The 21,956-nt window shown below is 40.6% G+C and carries 22 protein-coding genes and 1 pseudogene; 12 read left to right on the top strand and 11 right to left on the bottom strand.

Annotated features, from left to right (window positions below):
* Both V7L29_RS31805 and V7L29_RS31800 read right to left on the bottom strand, forming a co-directional pair.
* Positions 1–1,144: SIMPL domain-containing protein (locus V7L29_RS31805; RefSeq protein WP_334737990.1), on the bottom strand; the 1,144-nt coding region annotated here is incomplete at its 3' end.
* A 348-nt stretch (positions 1,145–1,492) separates the two neighbouring features.
* A complete protein-coding gene (locus tag V7L29_RS31800) occupies positions 1,493–2,689 on the bottom strand; it encodes a HAMP domain-containing sensor histidine kinase (protein WP_334737989.1) in 1,197 nt (398 codons plus the stop codon).
* A 99-nt stretch (positions 2,690–2,788) separates the two neighbouring features.
* Between V7L29_RS31800 and V7L29_RS31795 the strand changes: the two genes are divergently transcribed.
* Positions 2,789–3,274, top strand: coding sequence for a type ISP restriction/modification enzyme (locus V7L29_RS31795; RefSeq protein ID WP_334737988.1), 486 nt, complete (start codon positions 2,789–2,791; stop codon positions 3,272–3,274).
* Here the strand turns inward: V7L29_RS31795 and V7L29_RS31790 are convergent.
* Positions 3,252–3,377: a hypothetical protein gene (locus tag V7L29_RS31790; RefSeq protein ID WP_334737987.1), complete on the bottom strand. Its 126-nt coding sequence runs from the start codon at positions 3,375–3,377 to the stop codon at positions 3,252–3,254. The two genes, V7L29_RS31795 and V7L29_RS31790, sit on opposite strands and share 23 nt — an antisense overlap.
* 25 nt (positions 3,378–3,402) lie before the next feature.
* Here V7L29_RS31790 and V7L29_RS31785 point away from each other — a divergent pair.
* From V7L29_RS31785 to V7L29_RS31765, 5 genes and pseudogenes are all read left to right on the top strand, one after another.
* A pseudogene (locus V7L29_RS31785) lies at positions 3,403–3,847 on the top strand (class I SAM-dependent methyltransferase); the annotation flags it as partial.
* Positions 3,848–4,260: 413 nt separating this feature from the next.
* Entirely contained in the window at positions 4,261–5,340 is a 1,080-nt protein-coding gene (locus V7L29_RS31780) for a M4 family metallopeptidase (RefSeq protein WP_334737986.1), read from the top strand.
* A 158-nt stretch (positions 5,341–5,498) separates the two neighbouring features.
* Complete coding sequence (locus V7L29_RS31775; protein WP_334737985.1) at positions 5,499–5,798, top strand: protealysin inhibitor emfourin; 300 nt, start codon at positions 5,499–5,501, stop codon at positions 5,796–5,798.
* A gap of 55 nt (positions 5,799–5,853) precedes the next feature.
* Complete coding sequence (locus tag V7L29_RS31770; protein WP_334737984.1) at positions 5,854–6,690, top strand: alpha/beta fold hydrolase; 837 nt, start codon at positions 5,854–5,856, stop codon at positions 6,688–6,690.
* A 40-nt stretch (positions 6,691–6,730) separates the two neighbouring features.
* Positions 6,731–7,648 carry a DUF4437 domain-containing protein gene (locus V7L29_RS31765; protein WP_334737983.1) on the top strand — a complete coding sequence of 306 codons (918 nt, stop codon included), beginning with the start codon at positions 6,731–6,733 and terminating at the stop codon, positions 7,646–7,648.
* Between the two features lie 35 nt (positions 7,649–7,683).
* On the opposite strand, the gene V7L29_RS31760 is transcribed toward V7L29_RS31765, so the two are convergent.
* A complete protein-coding gene (locus V7L29_RS31760) occupies positions 7,684–9,153 on the bottom strand; it encodes an amidohydrolase family protein (protein WP_334737982.1) in 1,470 nt (489 codons plus the stop codon).
* 118 nt (positions 9,154–9,271) lie between these two features.
* Here V7L29_RS31760 and V7L29_RS31755 point away from each other — a divergent pair, with 118 nt between their 5' ends.
* The 3 genes from V7L29_RS31755 to V7L29_RS31745 all read left to right on the top strand — a co-directional run bounded on the left by V7L29_RS31755 (position 9,272) and on the right by V7L29_RS31745 (position 11,620).
* Positions 9,272–10,066, top strand: a complete 795-nt coding sequence (locus tag V7L29_RS31755; protein WP_334693903.1) for an aspartyl/asparaginyl beta-hydroxylase domain-containing protein — start codon at positions 9,272–9,274, stop codon at positions 10,064–10,066.
* A 112-nt stretch (positions 10,067–10,178) separates the two neighbouring features.
* Positions 10,179–11,186, top strand: a complete 1,008-nt coding sequence (locus V7L29_RS31750) for a zinc-binding dehydrogenase (protein ID WP_334737981.1) — start codon at positions 10,179–10,181, stop codon at positions 11,184–11,186.
* 38 nt (positions 11,187–11,224) lie between these two features.
* Positions 11,225–11,620: a nuclear transport factor 2 family protein gene (locus V7L29_RS31745; protein WP_334737980.1), complete on the top strand. Its 396-nt coding sequence runs from the start codon at positions 11,225–11,227 to the stop codon at positions 11,618–11,620.
* A gap of 36 nt (positions 11,621–11,656) precedes the next feature.
* On the opposite strand, the gene V7L29_RS31740 is transcribed toward V7L29_RS31745, so the two are convergent.
* The gene (locus V7L29_RS31740) at positions 11,657–12,133 is read right to left on the bottom strand and encodes a hypothetical protein (RefSeq protein WP_334693900.1); all 477 of its coding nucleotides are present in this window, start codon (positions 12,131–12,133) and stop codon (positions 11,657–11,659) included.
* A gap of 659 nt (positions 12,134–12,792) precedes the next feature.
* Here V7L29_RS31740 and V7L29_RS31735 point away from each other — a divergent pair.
* Positions 12,793–13,332, top strand: a complete 540-nt coding sequence (locus tag V7L29_RS31735) for a hypothetical protein (protein WP_334737979.1) — start codon at positions 12,793–12,795, stop codon at positions 13,330–13,332.
* Positions 13,333–13,524: 192 nt separating this feature from the next.
* Here V7L29_RS31735 and hpsU read toward each other — a convergent pair whose 3' ends face one another.
* The 4 genes from hpsU to V7L29_RS31715 form a co-directional block, all read right to left on the bottom strand.
* The gene (hpsU, locus tag V7L29_RS31730; protein WP_334737978.1) at positions 13,525–14,106 is read right to left on the bottom strand and encodes a hormogonium polysaccharide biosynthesis acetyltransferase HpsU; all 582 of its coding nucleotides are present in this window, start codon (positions 14,104–14,106) and stop codon (positions 13,525–13,527) included.
* A gap of 10 nt (positions 14,107–14,116) precedes the next feature.
* The gene (locus tag V7L29_RS31725) at positions 14,117–15,073 is read right to left on the bottom strand and encodes a glycosyltransferase family 2 protein (RefSeq protein WP_334737977.1); all 957 of its coding nucleotides are present in this window, start codon (positions 15,071–15,073) and stop codon (positions 14,117–14,119) included.
* Between the two features lie 194 nt (positions 15,074–15,267).
* Positions 15,268–16,200 carry a glycosyltransferase gene (locus tag V7L29_RS31720; RefSeq protein ID WP_334692215.1) on the bottom strand — a complete coding sequence of 311 codons (933 nt, stop codon included), beginning with the start codon at positions 16,198–16,200 and terminating at the stop codon, positions 15,268–15,270.
* Positions 16,201–16,358: 158 nt separating this feature from the next.
* The gene (locus V7L29_RS31715) at positions 16,359–17,186 is read right to left on the bottom strand and encodes a hypothetical protein (RefSeq protein WP_334737976.1); all 828 of its coding nucleotides are present in this window, start codon (positions 17,184–17,186) and stop codon (positions 16,359–16,361) included.
* A gap of 578 nt (positions 17,187–17,764) precedes the next feature.
* Between V7L29_RS31715 and cobU the strand changes: the two genes are divergently transcribed.
* Positions 17,765–18,337, top strand: a complete 573-nt coding sequence (cobU, locus tag V7L29_RS31710) for a bifunctional adenosylcobinamide kinase/adenosylcobinamide-phosphate guanylyltransferase (protein WP_334692217.1) — start codon at positions 17,765–17,767, stop codon at positions 18,335–18,337.
* Positions 18,338–18,510: 173 nt separating this feature from the next.
* Positions 18,511–18,930, top strand: a complete 420-nt coding sequence (locus V7L29_RS31705) for a hypothetical protein (protein ID WP_334737975.1) — start codon at positions 18,511–18,513, stop codon at positions 18,928–18,930.
* 144 nt (positions 18,931–19,074) lie between these two features.
* Here V7L29_RS31705 and V7L29_RS31700 read toward each other — a convergent pair whose 3' ends face one another.
* Together V7L29_RS31700 and V7L29_RS31695 are read right to left on the bottom strand one after the other, a co-directional pair.
* Entirely contained in the window at positions 19,075–19,794 is a 720-nt protein-coding gene (locus V7L29_RS31700; RefSeq protein WP_334737974.1) for a DUF4079 domain-containing protein, read from the bottom strand.
* Positions 19,795–20,157: 363 nt separating this feature from the next.
* The gene (locus V7L29_RS31695; RefSeq protein ID WP_334737992.1) at positions 20,158–21,825 is read right to left on the bottom strand and encodes a glycosyltransferase family 39 protein; all 1,668 of its coding nucleotides are present in this window, start codon (positions 21,823–21,825) and stop codon (positions 20,158–20,160) included.
* Between the last annotated feature and the right edge of the window lie 131 nt (positions 21,826–21,956).

The raw sequence follows: 21,956 nt of genomic DNA, 5'->3' as shown, positions 1-21,956 counted from the left end.
TTATATTCTGTATTAGATTCGCGCCTGCTTGGATAGCTGTGTCAATTGCTGCCCCAGCTCGAGCCGTTGGTAACTCAAACTGAAGTGTGTTGAGTTCTGTAAAGCCAGTTAGGGTTTGAGCATCATTATAGACGGGATTTAGTTGAATAGATGTAGTTTGAAGTTGTTGCGCCCCAAGCTTTTGCAGCACATCAATTACTGCTGTTGAACGTTGAGCAGTTTTTTCTTGAACTTCGGTTGCGGTTTTTCCGTCTACTTGAATCCCCAATTGCACCTCAGTTAAAGTAGTAGGAACGGTGACTTCTCCTTGACCAGTAACGTTCAATATCTGAGCAGTGTTTGGATTAGTTCTACCAGTCAGGGGATCGACGATCGCAAAAGTCGGCTTACTCGCACCTGTGAGATTATGAGTAGCCGAAGCGAGAGTAGCTACTGAATTTGGAGAATAACCGATATCTAGAGAAACACTACCTTCTATCGTCTGAGGACTACCAATTATAGGAGTTGTAGGAATTCTTATTCTTCCAGCGTTAGACACCAAAGGAGATGGGCTAGGATTGTCAGTTGAGTTAATATTAATGTCAATAATCTTTCCTGGGGTTAACTTCAAGGTACTAAAAACAGCCCCAGCCTGAGCTTGGGCGTCTTTAACCGCTTCGCTAAGAACCTGCAAACGTGCCTGCTGCAATGCTTTGTCTGAGGCAGTGAAGCTTATATTCTGTATTAGATTCGCGCCTGCTTGGATAGCTGTGTCAATTGCTGCCCCAGCTCGAGCCGTTGGTAACTCAAACTGAAGTGTGTTGAGTCCTTGAAAGCCAGTTAGGGTTTGAGTACCATCTTTATCATCGCTATAAACGGGATTTAGTTGAATAGATGTAGTTTGAAGTTGTTGCGCCCCAAGCTTTTGCAGCACATCAACTACTGCTGTTGAACGTTGAGCAGTTTCTTGTTGAACTTCGGTTACGGTTTTTCCGTCTACTTGAATCCCCAATTGCACCTCAGTTAAAGTAGTGGGAACGGTGACTTCTCCTTGACCAGTAACGTTCAATATCTGAGCAGTGTTTGGATTAGTGCTACCAGTCAGGGGATCGACGCTCATAAGAGCCTGCCCACTCGCACCTGTAAGATTATCTGTGTTAGCCATCTTATTCTCCTTGCTTAGATGATGTTTGATATCTGTTGATGTTTTCATCTTAGGAGTACTTTATTAAGGCCATGTGCGACTTAATATTCTGTAACAAGTTGGCTGAACGGAAGAATTTTTAGTCTTAGCGTTTTTTTGTGATTTTTTTATTGATTCTAAATCAATCTTAGCTTAGGCGTAGCCTGCCGCAGGCATCGCTCTATACCTGCCCAGTTTCTCGCGCTTTCTATTTAGCAAGCTTTTTGCCTTTTTTTAACCATTGAACTCACGTTACCTTAACCTTTCACCGAGGTTTAAGTTGCAATTTTACTCTCAAGTTTTAAATTTTAAGTTGCAGCAAAGCGACAGTTATATCTCGGCGATAGCTTCTAATGGCAAAATCACCGTAAATGTAGACCCTTTTTCCAACTGTGAATCTACTTTAATTTCACCATGCATTAACTGAACTAATCGAGACACTATTGCTAAACCTAATCCTGTGCCATCAGAATTTTGCACTTTTAGAGCAGTTACTTCACGAAAATAGGGATTGAAGATTTGTGCTTGAGCATCCGGGGAAATACCAATACCACTATCAGTAACGGAAATAGCCCACTGCTGTTGAGATTTCGTCCAGCATTCCAAATGAATTGAACCAGATTCGGTGTAGCGAATTGCGTTACTCAGCAGATTTGTCAGAATTTGCTGAAGCCGGAGTGGATCTGTGGTAACTTGATTTGGGGCGCGCTTGCATTCAACAACCAAAGATAATTCTTTAGCAGACGCTAGTGGCTCAATCATCTCTATAACTGAGTTGATTAAACTACGGACATCGGTTAAAGTAGGCTGCAATTTCATCTGTCCGGCATCATAACGCGAAATTTCCAGAGTATCGTTAATTAACCGCACAAGAAGTCTACCACTCTTGAGAACTCGCTCGATACTTTCAAGATTTGTATAGGTGTCCTTGAGTTCTGATTGTTGACGCTGCTGGCGCAGAAATAAGTCTGCGTAACCGATGATTGAAGTCAAGGGCGTCTTCAGTTCATGAGCTAAATGAGAGAGGTTATCTTTATTAGTGCGAACCAAACGAGTTAGCTCTTGGTTAGTCAACCGTAACTGACTTTGGAGTTGTTTAAGCTCTTGTAATCGTCCTTGAGTATAACTGTTAAAGCAACGGGCGATCGCTTCATCAATTACTGTATCAATCAGGCGAACAGCCCGCAGCACTTCTTGTGCAGATCCTTGCAATAAATCTTCTTCTAAAAAGGAAAAAATCACAAACCGGAGAAGACGATACTCTCGCGCAATTTCTGCTGGCTCAAATCCCTGTTCGGCGCGAAGTGTACCGTGTTCTAAACTTGCATCTACTACTGTCTGCAAATCGCTGGTTGCAGATTCTGAAAGTACTGTTGCTAATGCTTTCAAAACGCGGGGTAAGCTATCCCGTACACCTTTGAAAGTAAGTTCATTAGTAGCTTCAATTTGTTCATCTTGGTAAACCGCTTCTACCCATTGATCAAGAATGGCATCACTTTTCGCAATTAGAGTCTGACTAAAATCCATTTTTTGCCCAACCAAACACAGTCAGCGCGAAGCCCCTTGCGCTAGAGGTAGCTTAGTGCATTTGATGTCAAGTTGGCAACTGATAGAAGATAGAGGTTAGTGAAAAGACACCTGATTGCTGAACTACTCAGTTTAGCTTATTCACTTGATTGCAATTTCAATGCGATTAGCTTATTTGATCATAAAAGTAAGAGCGATCGCTTGTTGATGGATTTGCACATCAATTATGAAACTGTCAAACCCTATCCTTTAAAACGAATTGATTTACCTTTGGCTAAAAATAACAACAGAACACCAAAGGCAAAACTCAAAGCTGATACAGCTAATGAAACCATTATTTTAGATGATATCACCACCCTAGAAGGTGTACCCAAAAGGGCTTGGGAATATCGCCTTGGCAATCGTTGTGCTTTAGAATGGATTTTAGATCAATACAAAGAAAAGAAACCTAAAGACCCTACAATTGCTGAAAAAATCAACACCTACCGATTTGCAGATTACAAAGAACAGGTAATAGATTTACTACAAAGAGTCTGCACAGTTAGTGTAGAGACGATGCAGATTATTCAACAGATTCAGGTGTAATCGATTCGCTATTTTTCGGAAACAGACTAATCAATGTGCGTAAAGCTTGATTGACAGCTTCTGCATTAGGAAAATGCTCACATACATAAGGATCAAGCATCATTGCCCCATCTTCAAGAGTAAAGTAACGCTGGACTGCTATAAAAGCAGATTTTGGCGACTGGGCAAATAATCCAGAGAATTTGGATATTAGTAGCGAATTTGATGCTTGTGTCTCATCCTTGACAATTCACCATCTCCAAGATGAGATGAAATTGAAGTTATTTGAGCGAATTGCTGCTAGCCTCACTCAAGATGGCTGTTTTTGAAATGCAGACCCGACTTTACTAGAATCACCAGCCTTAGCAGAAGTTTACAAGGACGCACGAGAGGAATGGGCAGTTGAACAGGAAATTAATTTCACAAAGATTCGCGCTAAACGTGGCACCAGCATCACCCAAGGTTACTTAAGTCAAGACCAGGTAGCTAGCTAGCTTAGATACTCATTTACAAATGTTGAGCAAAGCTGGATTTAAGACAGTTGTAGTACCTTGGAAATATTATCGTCTAACGGTGTTTGGTGACTGGCTATGAAAATTTTAGGTTTTGGATGCCTAGATTTGGGATTTGCCTGTCTCCAATCGGTATTTATAGAATTAACAGCTTGATGGTAACAAAACAGCAATAAATAACATTATTTTTTTGAATAAGAACTAATATGTAAACGCTTTAGGTTTGTATAGGAGGTTTTGCTAACTCATGCCAGAATTTTGGCTGAAACTTGCAGTAATTAAGCTTGCCTTGTTTTTTTATCCAATATTTCCACATCAGAAGTACCCTTGAGGGTACTATCAATCCTCTATAGACCTATCCGAAAATACAGAGTAGAAAATTTTATTTAGAAAGAAACCAGGGGCAGGCGATTTTGATTCGTTTTTATGCTCCTTTCAAAAGTGGAGTTAAAGCCACTATTTGCCATTACTTAGTTTTAAAAGGAGAATATCTTGATGGCTCGAAATAAAAAGAAATCAGCCGGGTTCAAGTATGAGCATCCACTTTACTCTAGATGCCCGATTTGTTGTATTATCCCGCCCCACATGCTAAAAAATGTCGTGGTGAATGGCAATCCCCAGCAGCGTACTTGGGCTTTTCATACATTAAATATTTCGGCACAATTTTTGGGACGAAGAAACGTCGTAGGTAATATCTCGTTTGCGCCCTCTCCTGGTGAAAAGCGCCGCACCATCTACGATGCAAAATATGGCCAGCAACTCCCTGGCACATTGGTGCGTGCTGAAGGAGATCCTCCCAGCAGTGATGCAGCAGTGAATGAAGCCTACGATGCGGCTGGTGCTACTTATGACTTGTTTCATGAGATATTTGATCGCAATTCAATTGATGACAAAGGACTGCGTTTAGACTCCACCGTGCATTATGGCGTCAAATATGACAATGCCTTTTGGAACGGCGACCAAATGGTTTATGGTGATGGCGACGGAGAACTGTTTCAATGCTTCACCAAGTCAATTGATGTGATTGGGCATGAGCTAACTCATGGTATAACCCAGTATCAAGCGGGTTTACAGTATTATGGCGAACCAGGGGCACTGAATGAATCCTTTTCTGATATCTTCGGTTCCCTCGTGAAACAAAAGACCAAAAATCAAACTGCACAAGAGGCAGACTGGTTTATTGGCGAAGGTCTTTTGATACCGACTGTTAAAGGTGTTGCCCTGCGCTCAATGAAAGCACCAGGAACAGCATACGATGACCCTGTATTGGGTAAAGATCCCCAACCAGCCCATGTGAAAGATAAATATACAGGTGTTGATGATAACGGTGGAGTGCATATCAACTCAGGAATCCCCAACTATGCCTTTTATCTAGCGGCTGTTGATATTGGTGGCTATGCCTGGGAAAAAGCTGGTAAAATCTGGTACATAGCTTTACGCGATCGCTTGCGTGCCAAAGCAGATTTTAAAAAAGCTGCCAGCGTCACCATTCAAGTTGCTGGCGAACTCTACGGTAATGACAGTGATGAGCAAAAAGCTGTGCAAAACGCTTGGCAAAAGGTGGGAGTTATTTAGAGTTAAGAGTGAGGAGTTTTTTATTAACTTCTAACTCCTAACTCTTAACTCCTAACTTTTAGTTGGACTCTTTGTTGTTGCTAAACTGGGAGGTGAAAACTATCATCTCCCAGTCTTTGTATTTATCCCAACTAAGTAGCACAACGGAGAGCAAAAAAATGCGGATATCCTTTGAACGCACGGGCGGCTTTGCTGGGATTACTAAGAAAACAACCGTTGATACAGACACTCTCCCGCCAAATGAAGCCGCCACACTTTCGCGGCTAGTGGAAGCTGCTGATTTATTTAGACTACCTGAACAAATTACTTCGCCAAATCCCCAGAGCGATCGCTTTCAGTATAAGTTAATAGTGGAAGATAACGGTAAGCAGCATAGGGTGACTGTCAGTGAGTCAGCATTGCCAGGAACTTTAAGGCCTCTGATTGAATGGCTACAAACAATAGCACAAAAAAGGTAATTTGCTGAAAAAGTTAAATCAAGACTGACATAAATCCTAAATTTATCAGAGTACTATGAATAAACCAATCAAGCGAGCTTTTTTAGACACTGAAGATGGGCAAATTCTTTACCGTATTGCTGGTGAGGGAGAACCTTTACTTTTACTTCATCAAAACTTCCGAAGTGGTGACGAATTCCGCGAATTGATACCAATTTTTGCTCAGAAAAGACTAGTCATTGCTATGGACTTTTTGGGATTAGGAGATTCTGATAAACCGCCAAGAATGTATTCAATTGAAGATTACGCAAAAACTGTTATTTTATTGCTAGATGAATTAGGAATAAAAACTACAAGTATTCTTGGAAACCATACAGGTGCTTGTGTAGCAGCAGAAGTAGCAGCAGCTTATTCTCAGAGAGTCGAAAAAATTATATTATGCAACATAGATGACTTTAACGAAGAGGGAAAAGCAGCTTTATCTAATAAATTTGAAAATCTCAAGATCCAAGCAGACGGTTCCTATCTTATGCAAAGATGGTCAGCGAGAGCAAGCTATATAGGTTCTGCTGAGTTAAATCACCGTTGGGTTTTGGACGATTTAAAAGGTTTTGGCTATCCTTGGTATGCACCTTTGGCTGTTATCGACTACTGCAAAAGAATGGAAGCAAGATTTCGTTTAATTAAGTCTCCAACTCTAATATTGTCTGGTACTGAGGATGTCAAACAATTAGAAAGACTAGGTTTTGCTAACGCAGACAACAGAGAGTTTATTTTAACAGCAATTTCTCATGCCAAGATGATTGATATTGAAGGCGGAACGATATGTATGATGAACCAAATACCTGAAGAAATATCAAAGGTTGTAATTGAATTTCTAGAAAAAAATCCAGTAAATACAATATATAAATGACTGCGTAAACAGAAGTATACAAACAGGAGAATATAAAGTTGTGGGCGAGGAAAATAAAAATTTTAATTCCGCAGAAAAAGACGACGTTGATAATTTTTTGAATGTAGCACCTGTAAAAGAGGATTGGGGTGGAGATGGTAGAGGACGCTTGAATTTATCGGGAAGAAGCACGGCAATATCTAAAGAGTATGTGCCTCGCGAGTATCAATTTTTTAATACAAATACTGTGCCAGAAGAACAAGGGTGGCGCATCAGTGGAATGCCAGATGAAGTAGCAGCAGGAAGACGAAGATTGCTGACTTGGCATGACTGTGGCGCATCTACTTCTAGAGTAGTGCTACCACCTGGATTTGAAGCGCCATCTGGTATCTTTACAGCTGATTTGGAAATTTTTATTCTTGCAGGCGAAATTCAAATTGGTGAATGGCGACTAGATAAACATTCTTACTCATTTATTCCAGCAGGGGTAAAAGTAGAATCTTGGAAAGTTTTAGGTGAAGAGGAAGTGGAAATCTTTTGGATGGAAAACGGGCCTGTTCCCCTCAAATATCAATATGCAGAAAAAAATCATCCAGATGCGAGAATAAGTGAATTTATTCCAGCATTGGATAGTAAATTATTACCTTGGGGTAAGACAGAGACAGTTCAATTTGAAGTAGCAAAAAAGAAGTTTTTAAGGAAACATAATAACGGGGGTGGAACATGGTTACTTACCATTTTGCCACATTATGACGGTCACTATGCAATAATTCAATCATATAACGAAGAGGCATATGCTTTAGCTGGCTATTGTGATATTGGAAATTATCGATTTGCAAAAGAGCACTTAGGCTATTGTCCCACCTATAACACTACCCCTAGACACATAACTGTTGATGGATATTTATCTTTTGTCAGAGTTGATAGGGATGTATCCCAACTTGGAACAGTCATATCATATGCATATATTAATGAATAGGGATTTTAAGAAACAAGATTTATATGGAGATTACTCTAACATCTTTTTAAATAACGTCCAGTAGGAAAACCTAAAACTTGTCCGTTGTTGTAGATAAGATTTCCGCGCAAAAAAGTACTCTTCACCCTCCCAGTTAACTCTACTCCTTCAAAGGGTGTATAACCTTGTTGTGACTCCGATTCAGCAGCACGTACCACAAAGGTTTCATTGGGGTCTACTAACACCAAGTCAGCATCATAGCCAATGGCAATATCGCCTTTTTCTAACAAACCAAAGCGCCGCGATGGGTTCCAAGATAGCAACTTAGCCATGTGATTGTAGGACATTCCCCGCTTGCTGCCTTCACTAATTACACCAGAAAGTAAATATTCTGTACCGCCGAAACCAGACTTTGCTAACCAAATATTATTCGGGTCTTTAGCACTTCTTTTTTGTTCAGCAGAACAGCAAGCGTGGTCGCTAACTATCCAATCTACCTGATGGTTAAGTACTGCTTGCCACAAGTATTCCACATCGGCACGGGGACGAATAGGAGGGTTGACTTTTGCCCAAATTGTATTAGGGGTATCGACATCTAATAACAAATGTCCAACAGTGACTTCTCGCCGAAAGTTGATATAAGGAAAAGCAGTTTGCATAGTCAAAGCTGCTTCCATTGCCTTACGCGAACTCAGGTGTAACAAATTGATATTTGCACAGTTAGTTTCATGTGCCAAATAAGGAGCAATGCAAATTGCTAATCCTTCAGAATGAGGTGGACGCGCTGCGCTATAGGCGTGTAATCCACTAAGACTAGAATCGTTTTCAACTATTTTGGTGTAGGCGTTGAGAATTTCTGCAACTTCACAGTGCAAACTCAAGCTGATAGTATCTCGCGCTTCTGGATGTTTTTCCATCAAGCGAGTTAGACCACGCATAATAAATTCAAAATGGGCGAAATCATACCGTTCCTCTTTATTAATCATCAAAAAGAGGTTTTGCTGGTCTGACAAACCATGCAATCCATAGCCGCCATAAAACATGAAGATTTTAAACGAAGATACACCGTGTTCCTCAAACAATAGAGGTATTTCGTCGATATGCTGGCTAGCTATAGGTGCAACGTGATAGCTGTAATCTACAAAAAAATTACCTGCGGATAACGCCAACACCTCTGGAAAAAAATCGCGGTAGGAGCCGCCTTTGTTAAGATAATACTGCCCTGTACGGATGTAATTTAAGCTGGTAGTCACACCTCCCATCGCGGCTGCTTTAGTTTCTGTCACAGCATCTTTATCGAGGGGTTGATAGATACCGATGTGCATATGGGCATCCACGACCCCAGGAAAGCCCAGCAAGTTTTTGCCATCAAATACCTCTTTGCCTGTGTCTGGGCTAATATTAGGGGCAATCTGAGCAAATTTTCCATCCTTAATGCCTAAATCAAGTAGTGCGATTGCATCCTGATGGGGACGAACTACCCGCACATTTTTGATAATTTGATCTAATAGGGGAGTTTCAGACACAGTAAACCTCATACTAAAATGAGTTTAGTCCGGAATTCTAACATTGAATCGGGACAAAGACCAAAATCCCATTATTATATAACGGTTTTTTATGAAATCATCTTCAGGAGAAAAGACAATGGAAAGTTTTAATGAATATCATATAGACCCAAAGGAATTTACTTTTCTCAAAAATTTTCAAGATAACTGGCAAGTGATTAGAGATGAGTTTACACGCTTTATTAAGGATGCATCTGATGACGAGTTAAAGTTAACTTATGATATTCTAGGGCCTAAAAGTCAAACGATTAAAACCAAGGGTGATCCAAAATATAGTGCTTTTGGTATTTTATTTCAAGGTATGTTTATTGAAAAATATATTCAGGCGCATCAAATACAATATCCTGATTATGGCTCAGATGATGCATCACAAAAAGCACTTGCTTTAAGAGAGAAATATTTCCCAAATTTAACTAATGTGATAAAAAATGTGAATTTGGTTGATGACGAAATCATCAGAAATGTATACTTTGGTACCTTCCATCCAGGCTTGGATATTAAGCTACATGTGAACTATAACCCTCATATGAATCGTGGCTATCTAGGATTAATTGTGCCACAGGGGGATGTGACTATGAAAATATGCCATGAGCAGCTTTATTGGCATGAAGGAAAATTTCTGGTTTTAGATCACAGCTATCCACACTGTCCGCATAATTACACCAATTATGATAGGACTGTCTTGGTTGTAGACTTTTTTAAACCGGAGAAATCTAGAGAGGAAGTTATCCGATTTGAAAAAGAGCAAGTCACACAACGTATGCAAGATAATCCTTATAGCTTAGGTGTTTTTGGTAAAAGCGATAAAGCTAAAGAAGAAGATTTTATTAAATATGGTTTAGCTCATCAATTAGAGTGGGATAAAGCTTTATAAGCTTAGTGTAATGCAGCTTCGATTGTTGATGGTGCGTTAACTGAAAGCATAACGCACTTACATTTAAATTCTTAACATAGCTTTAAATATTTTCGCCGACTTACTTATATCAATGAATGTAAAAATTTACAGAAAATTAAGAGCAAAGCAATTTCATCAAGATTTTAAATCTGCCGTTGAAATTGTCGAAATTACGATTTGCCAACCTGCTGCTAATGAACTTTTAATTCAAAACAAGTTTGCTGGCGTTAACGGTGGCTTTGATACTTTACTGTGTCGTGGTGATGTTCCCTATGTTAACTTAATTCCTCCCTTTGATTTAGGTGTGGAAGCTGTGGGGAAAGTTGTCGCTATCGGTGAAAATGTTAAAGATTTTCAAATAGGTGATGCTGTCATAACTACAGTGCGTGGTGGCGGTTATCGTGAATATCAGGTTATCGATGCAAACTTAGCAGTCAAAGTGCGTGAAGCTACACCAGAAGTTCTAACCCTGATTCCTACAGGTGTATCAGCCTTGGTGGCATTGGAACAAGTGGGGGAGATGAAAAGTAATGAAGTGGTTTTAGTGACAGCAGCAGCAGGGGGAACCGGTCATATTGCAGTGCAATTGGCAAAGTTAGCTGGTAATTATGTAATTGGTACTTGTAGTTCTGAGGTGAAGGCAAAGTTACTAAGAGAATTAGGGTGCGATCACATTATCAACTATCGCACAGAAAATCTCAATCAAGTCCTCAAGCAAGAATACCCCAATGGGATTAATCTAATTTTTGAGTGTGTAGGCAAAGCCGTATTTGATACCTGCGTTGAAAACTTGGCAGTGCGGGGACGTTTAGTAGTGGTTGGTTTCATCTCCGAATACGCAAAAGATTTGGAACAGATTACACAACCACGCATTTATCACCAGCTATTTTGGAAAGCTGCTTCTGTGAAAGGCTTTCTCATGCCTCATTATAAAGAACATATGGCAGAGGGACGCGATCGCCTATTAAACCTGTTCTACACAGACAAACTCAAAGTTGCTGTTGACCCAACACAGTTTCAAGGCCTAGAATCAATACCCGACGCTGTAGAATATCTCCTTAGTGGTCAAAATTGTGGCAAAGTGGTTGTGAGGTTTTAAGTAACACGGTATTAGTTTATATCCGGTTGAGGGTGAAGATGACACAAGAGTCAGAAAATACTTTAAAAGTTGCTCAACAGGCATTTGAGCATTTTACACATGGTCTAGCAACAGGGGAGTGGCAAGCATTTTTAGATATGCTCACAGAAGATTTTACCCTTTGGTTTCCAGTGGGGAAATTTCATGGATTAAATGTGGGAAAAGAACGAGCTAGAGAGTTTTTCGAGTACGTTTCTGAATCATTCCAAGGCGGACTCACCCTGACTCTAGACCATTTTACTAGCAATGACACAACAGTTGTTTTTGAGTTTCGGGATGAGGGACGTTTGTTAGAACAACCTTACAAAAATCGTTTAGCGGTTTCCTGGGATATTCGGGGAGACAAAATTTGTGCCTATCGGGAATACTTTGGCAGTGATGGTAAATCGTATTAAATAATTCGTAATTACGAATTATTTAATTCACTTTTGTTAATTTCTCTCAGGGTTGAGTTCGTTGATTTCTCTACACTTAGCCTCTGCGGCTTGATACGCAGCTAAATAGTCTTGACCACCCAACATTACATCACCGTAATATTCATAAGGTGGATCACCATAGATTGGCAATGGATCATCTTCTGGATAATCTTCTTTCGATTCTTCAATGATGGCTTTCAGTTTTTTAACGGTTAGCCTTTGTGCTGCAAAATACCAGAGTTCTTGGGGATTTTTGTTCAGGTGCGGTAATGTGGGATCGATGATGGTTACGTCGGAGCCTTCGCCTAGCTCAATCCAACTGTGTTCAATTGGTCTGTATGGCTTTCCAGCAAAAGCTAAAAATCCCTGAATATATCTTGCTCTCTCAGTGGACAATGCTGCTTTGTAAGCATTATCAAACGGAGTGCTAGCTCTGCTGTTTATATGTTCAGCAATTTTGATTGACAGCGTTTCATCCAATAGTTTGTTCATCAATAGCAAGGATTAGAGCAGCCATGAAAACATATTACCACTGCTACTTCCTGTCTTGCTTGAGGATTTAGAAGGCTAAGAGAGATAGAGGAGATGAGGGAGATGAAGGAGGTTTGGAACCTCTTTCATCCACCTTACAACTTAATACGCTTGGGTTAAGCATAAGCGTTGCCCAACAAAGTCCCGAAGATGTTAGGTTACCGTGCGGGAAGCAAGCTACGTTCCTCAAACACGCCACTCACTTCAAACCGGAAAATCTGTCCACAGCAGTGGCTCCACAACCTACACAGTTTCAGGTTTTTAGCTCTAAAAACAAGCAAAGCAGGGGAAGCAAGGAAAGTGATCTGTGTATCAGATTTTCGTGAAACGGTATCAGCCCCGATGGTGCTGCGGTAGCAGAGTATGCGGTCTTACAGCAGATTGCAACTTGGTGAGGTACAGATAATCGTAGGGAACATGGTTGTGCCCCTACCCGTGTACTTCATTTACCTGAAATACGCTGTAAATAAGAGTGCGAAATAATTCTAAAAAACTGGTGCCATTTAATTCTGAAATTTATACTTAACCTGTTTGTATGCAATAGTTGTTACTGAGAAAACTTAGTTGTCAATTCAACCTTGAGTTAATAGGTTTATGTACTTGTCAGTGGAGGTTCTGGAATGAAAACTCGTAAGGCTTTCGCTACGTTAACGATTTGTGTATTGTTGGCACTCACTATTACGGGCTTTGTGAATCTGCACGAAGCCTCAGCTCAATCGAGAGCAGATTGTCGCAAATTGGTGACAGGCACGTACCTCACGACAGTCTCTGGTGATTTCGGTTCGTTTCGCTTAATTACAACGATTACTCAAGATGGTAACTATTTTGTCACTGGTTCAAACCAAAATGATGCACCCTCTCCTTTAGACCAAAGTGGTGTTTCCTCTGTCCAGCCCTATAGCAACGTACAAGGCAGTTGGAAGTGTATCTCAGACAGAGAAATTACTGCCACGGTACTCAACTTCAATTACCCAACAGCAACATTACCCGGCGCAATTACCAGAAGCGATATTAGTGCGACATTTGATCCGAAAGCTGGGATAGTGCAAGCAACAGCAACACTGAGGTCGTTTTCACTAAACGCGAATCCGCTCAAAGATGATGCCCCAGTCGCAGGGACTGAAACTTTCACGGGGCCGCGTATAACACCTGGACATTAACGCACTACACTACAAGCAGAGCAGGGAGGCAGGGGAGGCAAGGGAAGTGATCTGTGGTAAACACGCCATCACACTCTACACGGCGGCAACAGGCGATCGCCCTTTCCTTCCTCTATTCAAAAGCAAATAGATATCTAGAAAATGTAAGGGCGCACAGCTAGCTGGGCGCCCCTACTATGTTTATCCATCAAATCACGGGTTTGTGGAGGGATCAAGTTTTATCCGAACCGTCTTGGGACGACACGGGCTTCCCCAACAAACTTGCCCAGAAGGCATATTAGTAAAAACACTACTACGAGCGCCAATCACAGCATTAGCCCCGATTTGCACTCCCGGTCCAACGAAACAATCTGCTGCTACCCATGCACCATTATCAATGGTGATAATCGCTGTTTTCAATCCAAAGGCAGGGTCTTGGATATCATGACTACCAGTACATAGGTAACTTTTTTGGGAAATTACGCAGTGTTCACCAATACGGATTTGATCAAGGCTGTATAAAACTACGTTATCTCCAATCCAGCTGTAGTTGCCAATGGTAACTTTCCAAGGGTAGGTGAAGCGGGCGGTGGGCCGAATTAATACACCTTTGCCGATCCGAGCGCCAAATAGTCGTAGCAAAGCACAACGCAGAATATTTAACGGTTGAGGAGTTAGGGGAAAGGCGATCGCTTGTACAAACCACCATAATAAAATATACCAACTTGGACGTCCTCGATCAAACCAAGATTGGTCATATTTGCGTAAATCTACGAAAGGTTCGTCATTAGTCATTAGTCATTTATCAAGAGTCAATGGTCAATAGCTTTCCCTCTGCTCCCCTGCTCCCCTGCTCCCCTTCTCCTTCCTTCGGGGTAGTTGCAGTATTTAAGTGACCACCACAGTTGCGTAATTCGTAAAGTTTAACGCCAATTTGATATTCGTATTGACTCAACAAGCGTGCATAAATATATCCTGCTTGGCCATCCAAAAAACCGCGTTGAATAATATAAAATAAAACAAACCGCAAAATGGGTTTAAATGGCAGGCGTACCCACACTTTTTTCAAAAAGCGCTTGCGTTGGACTGCATCACCAAATAGATTGGCACCGATAGTACCGCTATCATCTTTACCTGTGAGAATATTAAAATAAACACTAGCTTCCCAATTGGAATAGCGGTTGTGTCGTTCTAACCAGTGGTAAAGGTCGCGGAAGTCTTCGTGGAGCATATCATTTTGGAGATACCCAACTTTCCCCTGCAAAATCACATGTTCGTGAACTTCGTTATCGCCAGTGTTGGGAATGTCTTCAGTATGTAGGTTTTCGTAGCGACCTTTTTTATGTTGAAATAAACGTAGATTCCAATCGGGATATTTACCACCGTAACGAATCCATTTTCCTAAAAAAAATACGCGGCGGTTGAGATAATAACCTGCATATTCAACATTTTGAATTGCTTGGTCAATTTCTTCCCAAAGTTGGGGCGTGATGCGCTCATCGCAATCGACAATTAGCACCCATTCATTGCGAAAAGGTAGATTTTCTAAAGACCAATTTTTCTTTTTGGGCCAGCGTCCATTGAAGTTGAATTGCACGACATTTACACCGTGACTTTTAGCAATTTCAACACTGTTGTCGCTACTTTGAGAATCTACTACAAATATTTCATCTGCTCTGGTGAGGCTAGCGAGGCAGGCAGGCAAGTTTACTTGTTCGTTTTTTGCCGGGATTAGTACTGAAACTGGTATTTTAGATGACATACATTTAAGAGTTAGGAGTTAGAAGCAAAGCCGGAGACGCTCCGCCTCCGGTTAAAAGTTAGGAGTTAAAATGGATTGGAATATGATTGCGGATTTTAAACCTTTTCCAAATCGGGGATTTAGAGGTCTAAAATCAGGTAGTGGTTGAATCACCAATGCAAAAGCATTCTGATTTGTGAATTCTTCATTCTTCTTTATTTCTTATTTGATGTGGATAAAAGACCTTGAATAGCAGCATTTAAGTAACCAATCTGACCATAAGCATACACAAGTTTGTCAAACCGTTCTGCTGGATCAGAGAAATATTGCAATGCCTTATACAAGCCGCGCACAAACCGTTCGCTACCTCGCTGCAATTGAGCGATCCCAGCTTTACCAGCAAGTTGTTCTCGATAGCATTCACTGATACCCTGCCACCAACCTCGGTTTAAAAACCAGGAGGGTTGCAGGCGCTCTGGAGCAACATTGTGAGCGACTAATGCTTCGGGAAGATAAGCGACTTGCCAACCACGCTGTAGAGCAAATTCGGTCATTTGCAGTTCTTCATTTGACAATAGATTTTTCCCCACTCGACCGAGATAAGGATCAAAACCGCCAATTTCTTTCAGGAAACTGCGGCGGATGGAGTAATTTAAGCCTCTGGGTGTTAAGCCAGGTTGCTCTATATAGATGATACTGTCACCCAAGTCGTATGCACCCAGATTTGCAGCTAGCCCTGGAGATAGCCACCGTGGTTGTTGAATTCCTGGGGGCCATAGAAGAGTGACTTTGCCACCTGCGATCGCTAGTTTAGAATTATTGTAATAGGCAAAATATAAAACTTGTAGCCAGCAAGGGCTGGCTACGGCATCGTCATCCAGATAAGCAAGAATATCACCACTGGCTACTTTTGCACCCGTGTTGCGGGCGACAGATAAACCTATGGTGGGTTCAAAAACATACTTCAGGCGAGGATTGTGGGATCTTTGTTCTACAACCTCACGAGTGCGATCGCTAGATCCATTATCAACTACCACAATTTCAAAGTCAGCAGCGAAATCCTGCGATAGAAGACTATCAATTGCAGCTCCTAAATAAGTATCTCGATTGTGGGTACAGATAATGGCAGAGATTTGAGTATCTGGCATAGATTTAATTTTGGATTTGAGATTTGGGATTTCGGCTACGCTCAGTCGAACGATTTTAGATTAAAATCTTAAATCCAAAGCACAACTGCTGAGAGTTAATTTAAACCAAAAATTACTGACCCACCAACCGAGTTTCTTCGGAAATAATTTTTAAAACTTCACGTTTGTTGAATATGACTGTGTAAAACTACAAGAGTTTGAGCTAGTTGACTCAGACGAGTTTCCAAAGATTGCTTGCGCCCTAACAGTTGACGTAACTTTTGGTAACGAGCGATCGCCATGCTAACATTGGGAACCTGATCTGCTGGACATGGGCGCAACCAGACTTTACCAGCATCGTCTACACCACAGAGGCGGTAGCCAGTAATAGATGATTGATAAGATACTTTACCACCAGTGGCGCAAATTTCTTCTACGTAGTTCATCAGGCGGTCAACTTCTGCATGGCGTAAGGTTGCGGTTCCTCCCGGTTCTGGTTCCTGGGGATTAGATTCTAACCAGCCATTAACAATTGGACCTTCTAAGTAAATATCCTGAATTTGCTTCAAAATATTTTGCAATTCTGTTTGCCAATCGGCGACAGTTTCCTGAATTTCTTGTAATAGATTCATCGCCAATGCTGGATTAGCTCCGTGGCGATGACTACTAAAGCTTGGAGTTTTCAACTTGGGTAGACTGGGTGTTTTGCTACCATTCTCTTGTGCTTGAAAGGTCTGTACCGAGTCATGCTGAGGAAAGAAATTTCGTTCAGAAGGATAATTACTCTCAGTATTTACGCTCAAGTCAACTGTTTGTCCTTGTGTCTTTAATTCCCCATCCTGAGAAGATGGAATTTGTGTACTTTCTGTGGGTTCGTTGGCTCCGACGCTGATTCTAAAGGAGAAAGGCCCTTTTGTCGTCGAATCACCTGTTTGGGCGGCAGAGGCAGTGCCGCGATTCCCTAAATCGTGTAGAGTTGCTTCAATGCGTTTTAAGCCTGCGTTCATAAAGACATCCTAAAGTTTGCTGTCCCCAGTGGTGTTGAATAATTGAGAATGGGGTTGTTGGGATTTTCGGCTTTTGCCAGTTGTGACATCAATGATGCTGGTGCTAATTTTATCCCTTAAAAGTTATTTGAAATTAAAAATCTTGCCGATGAAGTAAAAAACTGCGGTTGGTCACTGCGGCCAATGTGGGTGAGCGTGTTCGCGTTATGGTATAAATATTTCAAATGTTACAGTGTTGCATTGCGAGGCAGGAGATGGCAGAGGTTCTTGGCCATATTCTTCTATAACGTTGGATGACGAAATAGCAAATTACGACGGTAATTTAACAGTAATTGACGGCTTCTAAGAGGATGTTTAAAAGGGTATTATGCTTTCATATTTAGCACACTGAACCATCTCAGTATATGGCTAAAACCTTAATTTTCACTCGCACTTAACCCAGTGCAGAATAGCAAATTATACATTATGTAACTTTTAAAACATCCTCTTAAACCACAAGCTTACTTGTAATAATAGTCGCAGGAGGCAAAAGGCAATATTCCTCTTGCCTTTGTTGTTAAAATATTCAGGAAACAACTTTGGGTAAAATCATTTTAGTAACAGGGCCAGCACGATCTGGTAAAAGTGAATGGGCGGAAACTCTGGCCATGCAGTCAAAAAAAGCAGTTGTTTACGTAGCAACAGCCACCGATAACCCAGATGATCAAGAATGGCATCAACGCATTTTAGAACACCAACAACGTCGTCCCCAAGACTGGGTAACTTTATCTGTACCTGTGGAACTTTCTGCTACCCTTGCCGATGCTAAACCTTATACCTGCCTTTTAGTTGATTCTTTAGGAACTTGGGTTGCTAATCTCTTAGAAGAGGACGAATCTAGCTGGAAAAATATTCTTGCAGAGTTGTTAGAGACAGTGGATCTAGTTGCTGCTGATATGCTATTTGTAGCAGAAGAGGTGGGTTGGGGTGTGATACCAGCTTATGCTCTCGGCAGGAAGTTCCGCGATCGCCTCGGTTCTTTAGTGCGCCAGCTAGGTGTACTCAGCGATACTGTTTATTTAGTTACTGGTGGTCATGTTCTCAATCTCAGCATCCTTGGTTACCCATTGCCAATTAGAGAGGAACCACAAGTGAGGAGTCAACATTCTTAATTGATTCAAATTAATCCAAAATCTAAAATTTAAAATATAAATAGGACTTACGCAAGAATCCTTTAAAACTGCATTCCTACCCTGCGGGAAGCCGCTGTTGCGTCTATGTGTCCTTTGCGTCCTTTGCGGTTCGTTTTTTCATAATTTTGCGTAAGTCCTGATAAAATTGTAATATGGCAACCAAACAAGAAGTTAGAGGATACCTTGCCTACTGGTTTCAGTTAGGTAAAAAAGTGATTACGAGCAACGGTAAGGCAAGCTTTTTGCCCCAATCTGTGCTAAATGGCGATCATTATAGTCAAGAATTTGAAGAGTGCTGGCAGAAAATTATTTCACCGGAATCAGGTGATTGTTACCTGGAGGGTACACATGAAACCATTACTGAACTCTTGACACCAGCCTGGGAGATGCTACCTTGCAGCCGTTGCAGTATGCCAGTAGCAGCGCGAAACGTCGGGATGCCGGCCTTGTTATGCCCCTGCAATAATTTACCTAACTGGCCTAATACGGAATTGCCAGCACCGCGAGAGCCAATTAAGACTCAAGACCAACTCAAAACAATTCGTGATCGGCTTGTAGATAATATTGCATAAACAAACAACCAATTTGTCAATTTGACAAGTTTTTTTTAATTCTTTGATTATTTTAATTTTTCCTGTAGTGGCTTTTAGTCCCACCACAGGATTTTGGCATGAGGTTTAATAAAGAGTCTCTAGTTCAATTGGAAATCCCTTAGTTCACTTTGGTACTTGGGAATTTGGTGTTGGACAAGTTTTATTAACAAAGTCACACTGATAGATATAGGGTTCTTGCCAACTCAGGGGAATTTCTAATAAGTCTCGCGTTCCTGTCATCCCTTGTCCAATAAATAGCAACAAAGCAATGCAGTTTAAAATCGTATGGACGATGCGCCAGCGATTGGACTTATCTTGATAAATATCTTGAACAATTGCTAATGAAAAAATCATCAGCAGTGCTGCGGTAATCCCAATATAATAATGTGACCAATACCACTCTTTGGTGAGGCGATATACTCCATCCTGACAGCCTAGTATTACTAAACCTGCACCAGTTAAAGTTGCAAAAATTGCCCTCCACACTCGCTGCTTTGCCTGATAAAGAAATACTAAAGATGCGATGGTTGCAGCAAATATTAACAAGATAAAAATAACTTGAAAAGGTGTTTTATTCCACAATTGATTTGTGATAATATTTTTGCCAATCGGATAGCTTAATCCGATTAAAGTTAATCCGACAACTGCACCTGTTAGTCTTTCACCTAACTGCTTATGTTCTCCACCCACCACTGGGGGAATTTTGCTCTTACTCCCAGCTAAAATTTGCAATCTGCGTTGGCGGGTTTGCCAAGCAAAATTAACCACTGTACCGAGAAGTGGAAACATGAATATAATTGCGATCGCTGGATGTAAAAGACCAAGAAAATCTGTTATTTGCATACAACACCTTTCAAAAAATCATTAAATTCATCTCAAAGGACAATTTAAAGCATCGTCCGACCACTTAAATTAATTCCAGATGAGAATCTGTTTAATATTTATTTTTGGGATTTTTAGCTGATTTTAAGAAAGCAAATATTTAAATATCTCATAAAAGATTATAACTATAGCTAAACCTAGTTTATGTATGAAAGTATATCTGAGAGTATACTGATTTTGTCGCTACCAAAAACTTTCTCACTCGTACCGTTGGCTTTTCTCTAGATGAAAAAATTGCCCTTGTACAAAGACCCCAAAGCTTTTATAACGCTGACCCCATAACCATTACAAGCAGCATCTAAAGTGTGAAGGCTAAAAATCCTCTTATTTAGACTCTTTCTCTGCGCTTCTGCGTGAGATATTACGTAGGCGCAACTTACGAGGTTGAGCCATTTTCCAGACCGAATAATATTTGTCGCTGTAAACAATATCTGTCTTGAATTTATATTTTTTTTCGATTGTTTCGCGCCAAGTATCTGAAGGATTAAATAAAAAAATATCAGCAAAACCATCAGGAATTTTGGGAATTTTCTGATTGTTCACCAACAGAAAGCGCACTTTTGGTTCTAAAAGATAGCTCAGAGAAAAGACATTCCCATAATTATTGCCTAAAGCACCACTAATCAAAAGTGGGCGAGTCGTTTGATTGATGATTTGGGCAACTTGTGGATTGCCATAGCTCATACCCTTATTCCACCAAGTTTCTGCCTGAGAACTCACCTTAGAAGAAATCAAACCACAAATAATCACTAATGTCATGATTATGTGCCAAATGCTCCGGCGTGACACGCTCCCATTATATAGTTGCATAGCTAGTAGGTAAGCAACAGTCACTTGGATTCCTAAATAAGATGGTATAAAATATGGTTCGCTAGATGATTGTATGCCCCCAGCAATTAAACTTGGCAATATTAGGGGTAGTGCTGGTACTACAATCAATGTGATCAAAAAAAACCAGACTTTATAGTTAGTTGTTTGACAAAGAAAATAAATTGAATATCCTACAAAAGTTAAAAAAACTGGTGTAATTAAATAGCTCATAGGATTGTCTAAGCTAAGGTCTACATCAAAAAAAATCCGGCTTAACTGCATCAGCAAAAATGTAAATATAGGTATCAAAGATGATTGCGTTGTTGTCTTATCTGCTGAAATCAAAAATTGAAAAAACTCACCGATCACAACCGTTATCCAAGGCATGAAGGCTAAAAAACCTACCAGTGATGCTAGCAAATAAGGTCTGACCGTTTCCGTCAACTGAAATTTGGCAGTGCTCATCACATAAATTCCGTGAGCAACTGCTACAAATCCACTCCAAAGAAATGTATAAAGACTAATGGCTAAAGTTACTGTATAAATGCTCCAGATAGCGAATAAATCTGGTCGTTGTCGTGCTTTTACTAGTTCATCTTTATCTTGTGATTCCAACCGCATTGCTCGCAGCAGAGATGCACTGGTTAGTAATATGGTGACTAACCAGAGAATATATTCTTGTGCTTCTTGGGCGTATACTAGGTGAATTGGAGAAATTGCCATGAGTGCGATCGCTACACCAGGAACCGATAATGGCACATTAAATAATTCTCGGCATAGCCAATAAACACAAGGGAAAACCAGCAAACTGATGAAGGCAGATAAACTTCTAATCACCGTTACCGAATTTCCAAAGATTTCCATCCACAACCTGGCTATTATGTAATATAACGGTGGATGGTGAGAATCTTCTTTTGCCAAAGTCATAATAGTATCATTTAAGCTTTTTTTTGGATTTGCACCTTGAAACTGGGCAAAACTTTCTCCCCTAATGACACGATTATTAAAAAGTTGCTGTTTTGCTTGATTAATTGTGTAACCAGAAATCCGTAATGAGGTATAAGTTTCATCATGCCAATAAACTTTGCCATCAAGGTTAAAAAAGCGAAACAATATACCCATCGTCAATAAGAAAATAATTAAAAATCGCAACCAACTCGGAGCAAATTTGAGATGGCGCATAAGTAGTTTTCCCAAGAAGTTGTCTAAAATAATCCAGTCAGTCAGGCGCACTGGATGAAGTGCCGCAGCTACGCCCGTTGTGGACATCGCTAATAATTATATCTGAGTCTGTTCATCAGACATCGCCAACA

Source organism: Nostoc sp. (assembly GCF_036916575.1).
Taxonomy (GTDB): domain Bacteria; phylum Cyanobacteriota; class Cyanobacteriia; order Cyanobacteriales; family Nostocaceae; genus Nostoc.
Note: the sequence above shows the minus strand (reverse complement) of the source record. Positions and strands in the feature narration are given on the sequence as shown.

What these genes read in the sequence shown, in the direction of transcription:
- V7L29_RS31800 (WP_334737989.1), bottom strand. Translation starts at nt 2,689, where the DNA reads ATGGATTTTAGTCAGACTCTAATTGCGAAAAGTGATGCCATTCTTGAT.
- V7L29_RS31790 (WP_334737987.1), bottom strand. Translation starts at nt 3,377, where the DNA reads ATGATGCTTGATCCTTATGTATGTGAGCATTTTCCTAATGCAGAAGCT.
- V7L29_RS31780 (WP_334737986.1), top strand. Translation starts at nt 4,261, where the DNA reads ATGGCTCGAAATAAAAAGAAATCAGCCGGGTTCAAGTATGAGCATCCA.
- V7L29_RS31775 (WP_334737985.1), top strand. Translation starts at nt 5,499, where the DNA reads ATGCGGATATCCTTTGAACGCACGGGCGGCTTTGCTGGGATTACTAAG.
- V7L29_RS31770 (WP_334737984.1), top strand. Translation starts at nt 5,854, where the DNA reads ATGAATAAACCAATCAAGCGAGCTTTTTTAGACACTGAAGATGGGCAA.
- V7L29_RS31755 (WP_334693903.1), top strand. Translation starts at nt 9,272, where the DNA reads ATGGAAAGTTTTAATGAATATCATATAGACCCAAAGGAATTTACTTTT.
- V7L29_RS31750 (WP_334737981.1), top strand. Translation starts at nt 10,179, where the DNA reads ATGAATGTAAAAATTTACAGAAAATTAAGAGCAAAGCAATTTCATCAA.
- V7L29_RS31745 (WP_334737980.1), top strand. Translation starts at nt 11,225, where the DNA reads ATGACACAAGAGTCAGAAAATACTTTAAAAGTTGCTCAACAGGCATTT.
- V7L29_RS31740 (WP_334693900.1), bottom strand. Translation starts at nt 12,133, where the DNA reads ATGAACAAACTATTGGATGAAACGCTGTCAATCAAAATTGCTGAACAT.
- V7L29_RS31735 (WP_334737979.1), top strand. Translation starts at nt 12,793, where the DNA reads ATGAAAACTCGTAAGGCTTTCGCTACGTTAACGATTTGTGTATTGTTG.
- hpsU (WP_334737978.1), bottom strand. Translation starts at nt 14,106, where the DNA reads ATGACTAATGACGAACCTTTCGTAGATTTACGCAAATATGACCAATCT.
- V7L29_RS31725 (WP_334737977.1), bottom strand. Translation starts at nt 15,073, where the DNA reads ATGTCATCTAAAATACCAGTTTCAGTACTAATCCCGGCAAAAAACGAA.
- V7L29_RS31720 (WP_334692215.1), bottom strand. Translation starts at nt 16,200, where the DNA reads ATGCCAGATACTCAAATCTCTGCCATTATCTGTACCCACAATCGAGAT.
- V7L29_RS31715 (WP_334737976.1), bottom strand. Translation starts at nt 17,186, where the DNA reads ATGAACGCAGGCTTAAAACGCATTGAAGCAACTCTACACGATTTAGGG.
- V7L29_RS31705 (WP_334737975.1), top strand. Translation starts at nt 18,511, where the DNA reads ATGGCAACCAAACAAGAAGTTAGAGGATACCTTGCCTACTGGTTTCAG.
- V7L29_RS31700 (WP_334737974.1), bottom strand. Translation starts at nt 19,794, where the DNA reads ATGCAAATAACAGATTTTCTTGGTCTTTTACATCCAGCGATCGCAATT.
- V7L29_RS31695 (WP_334737992.1), bottom strand. Translation starts at nt 21,825, where the DNA reads ATGCGCCATCTCAAATTTGCTCCGAGTTGGTTGCGATTTTTAATTATT.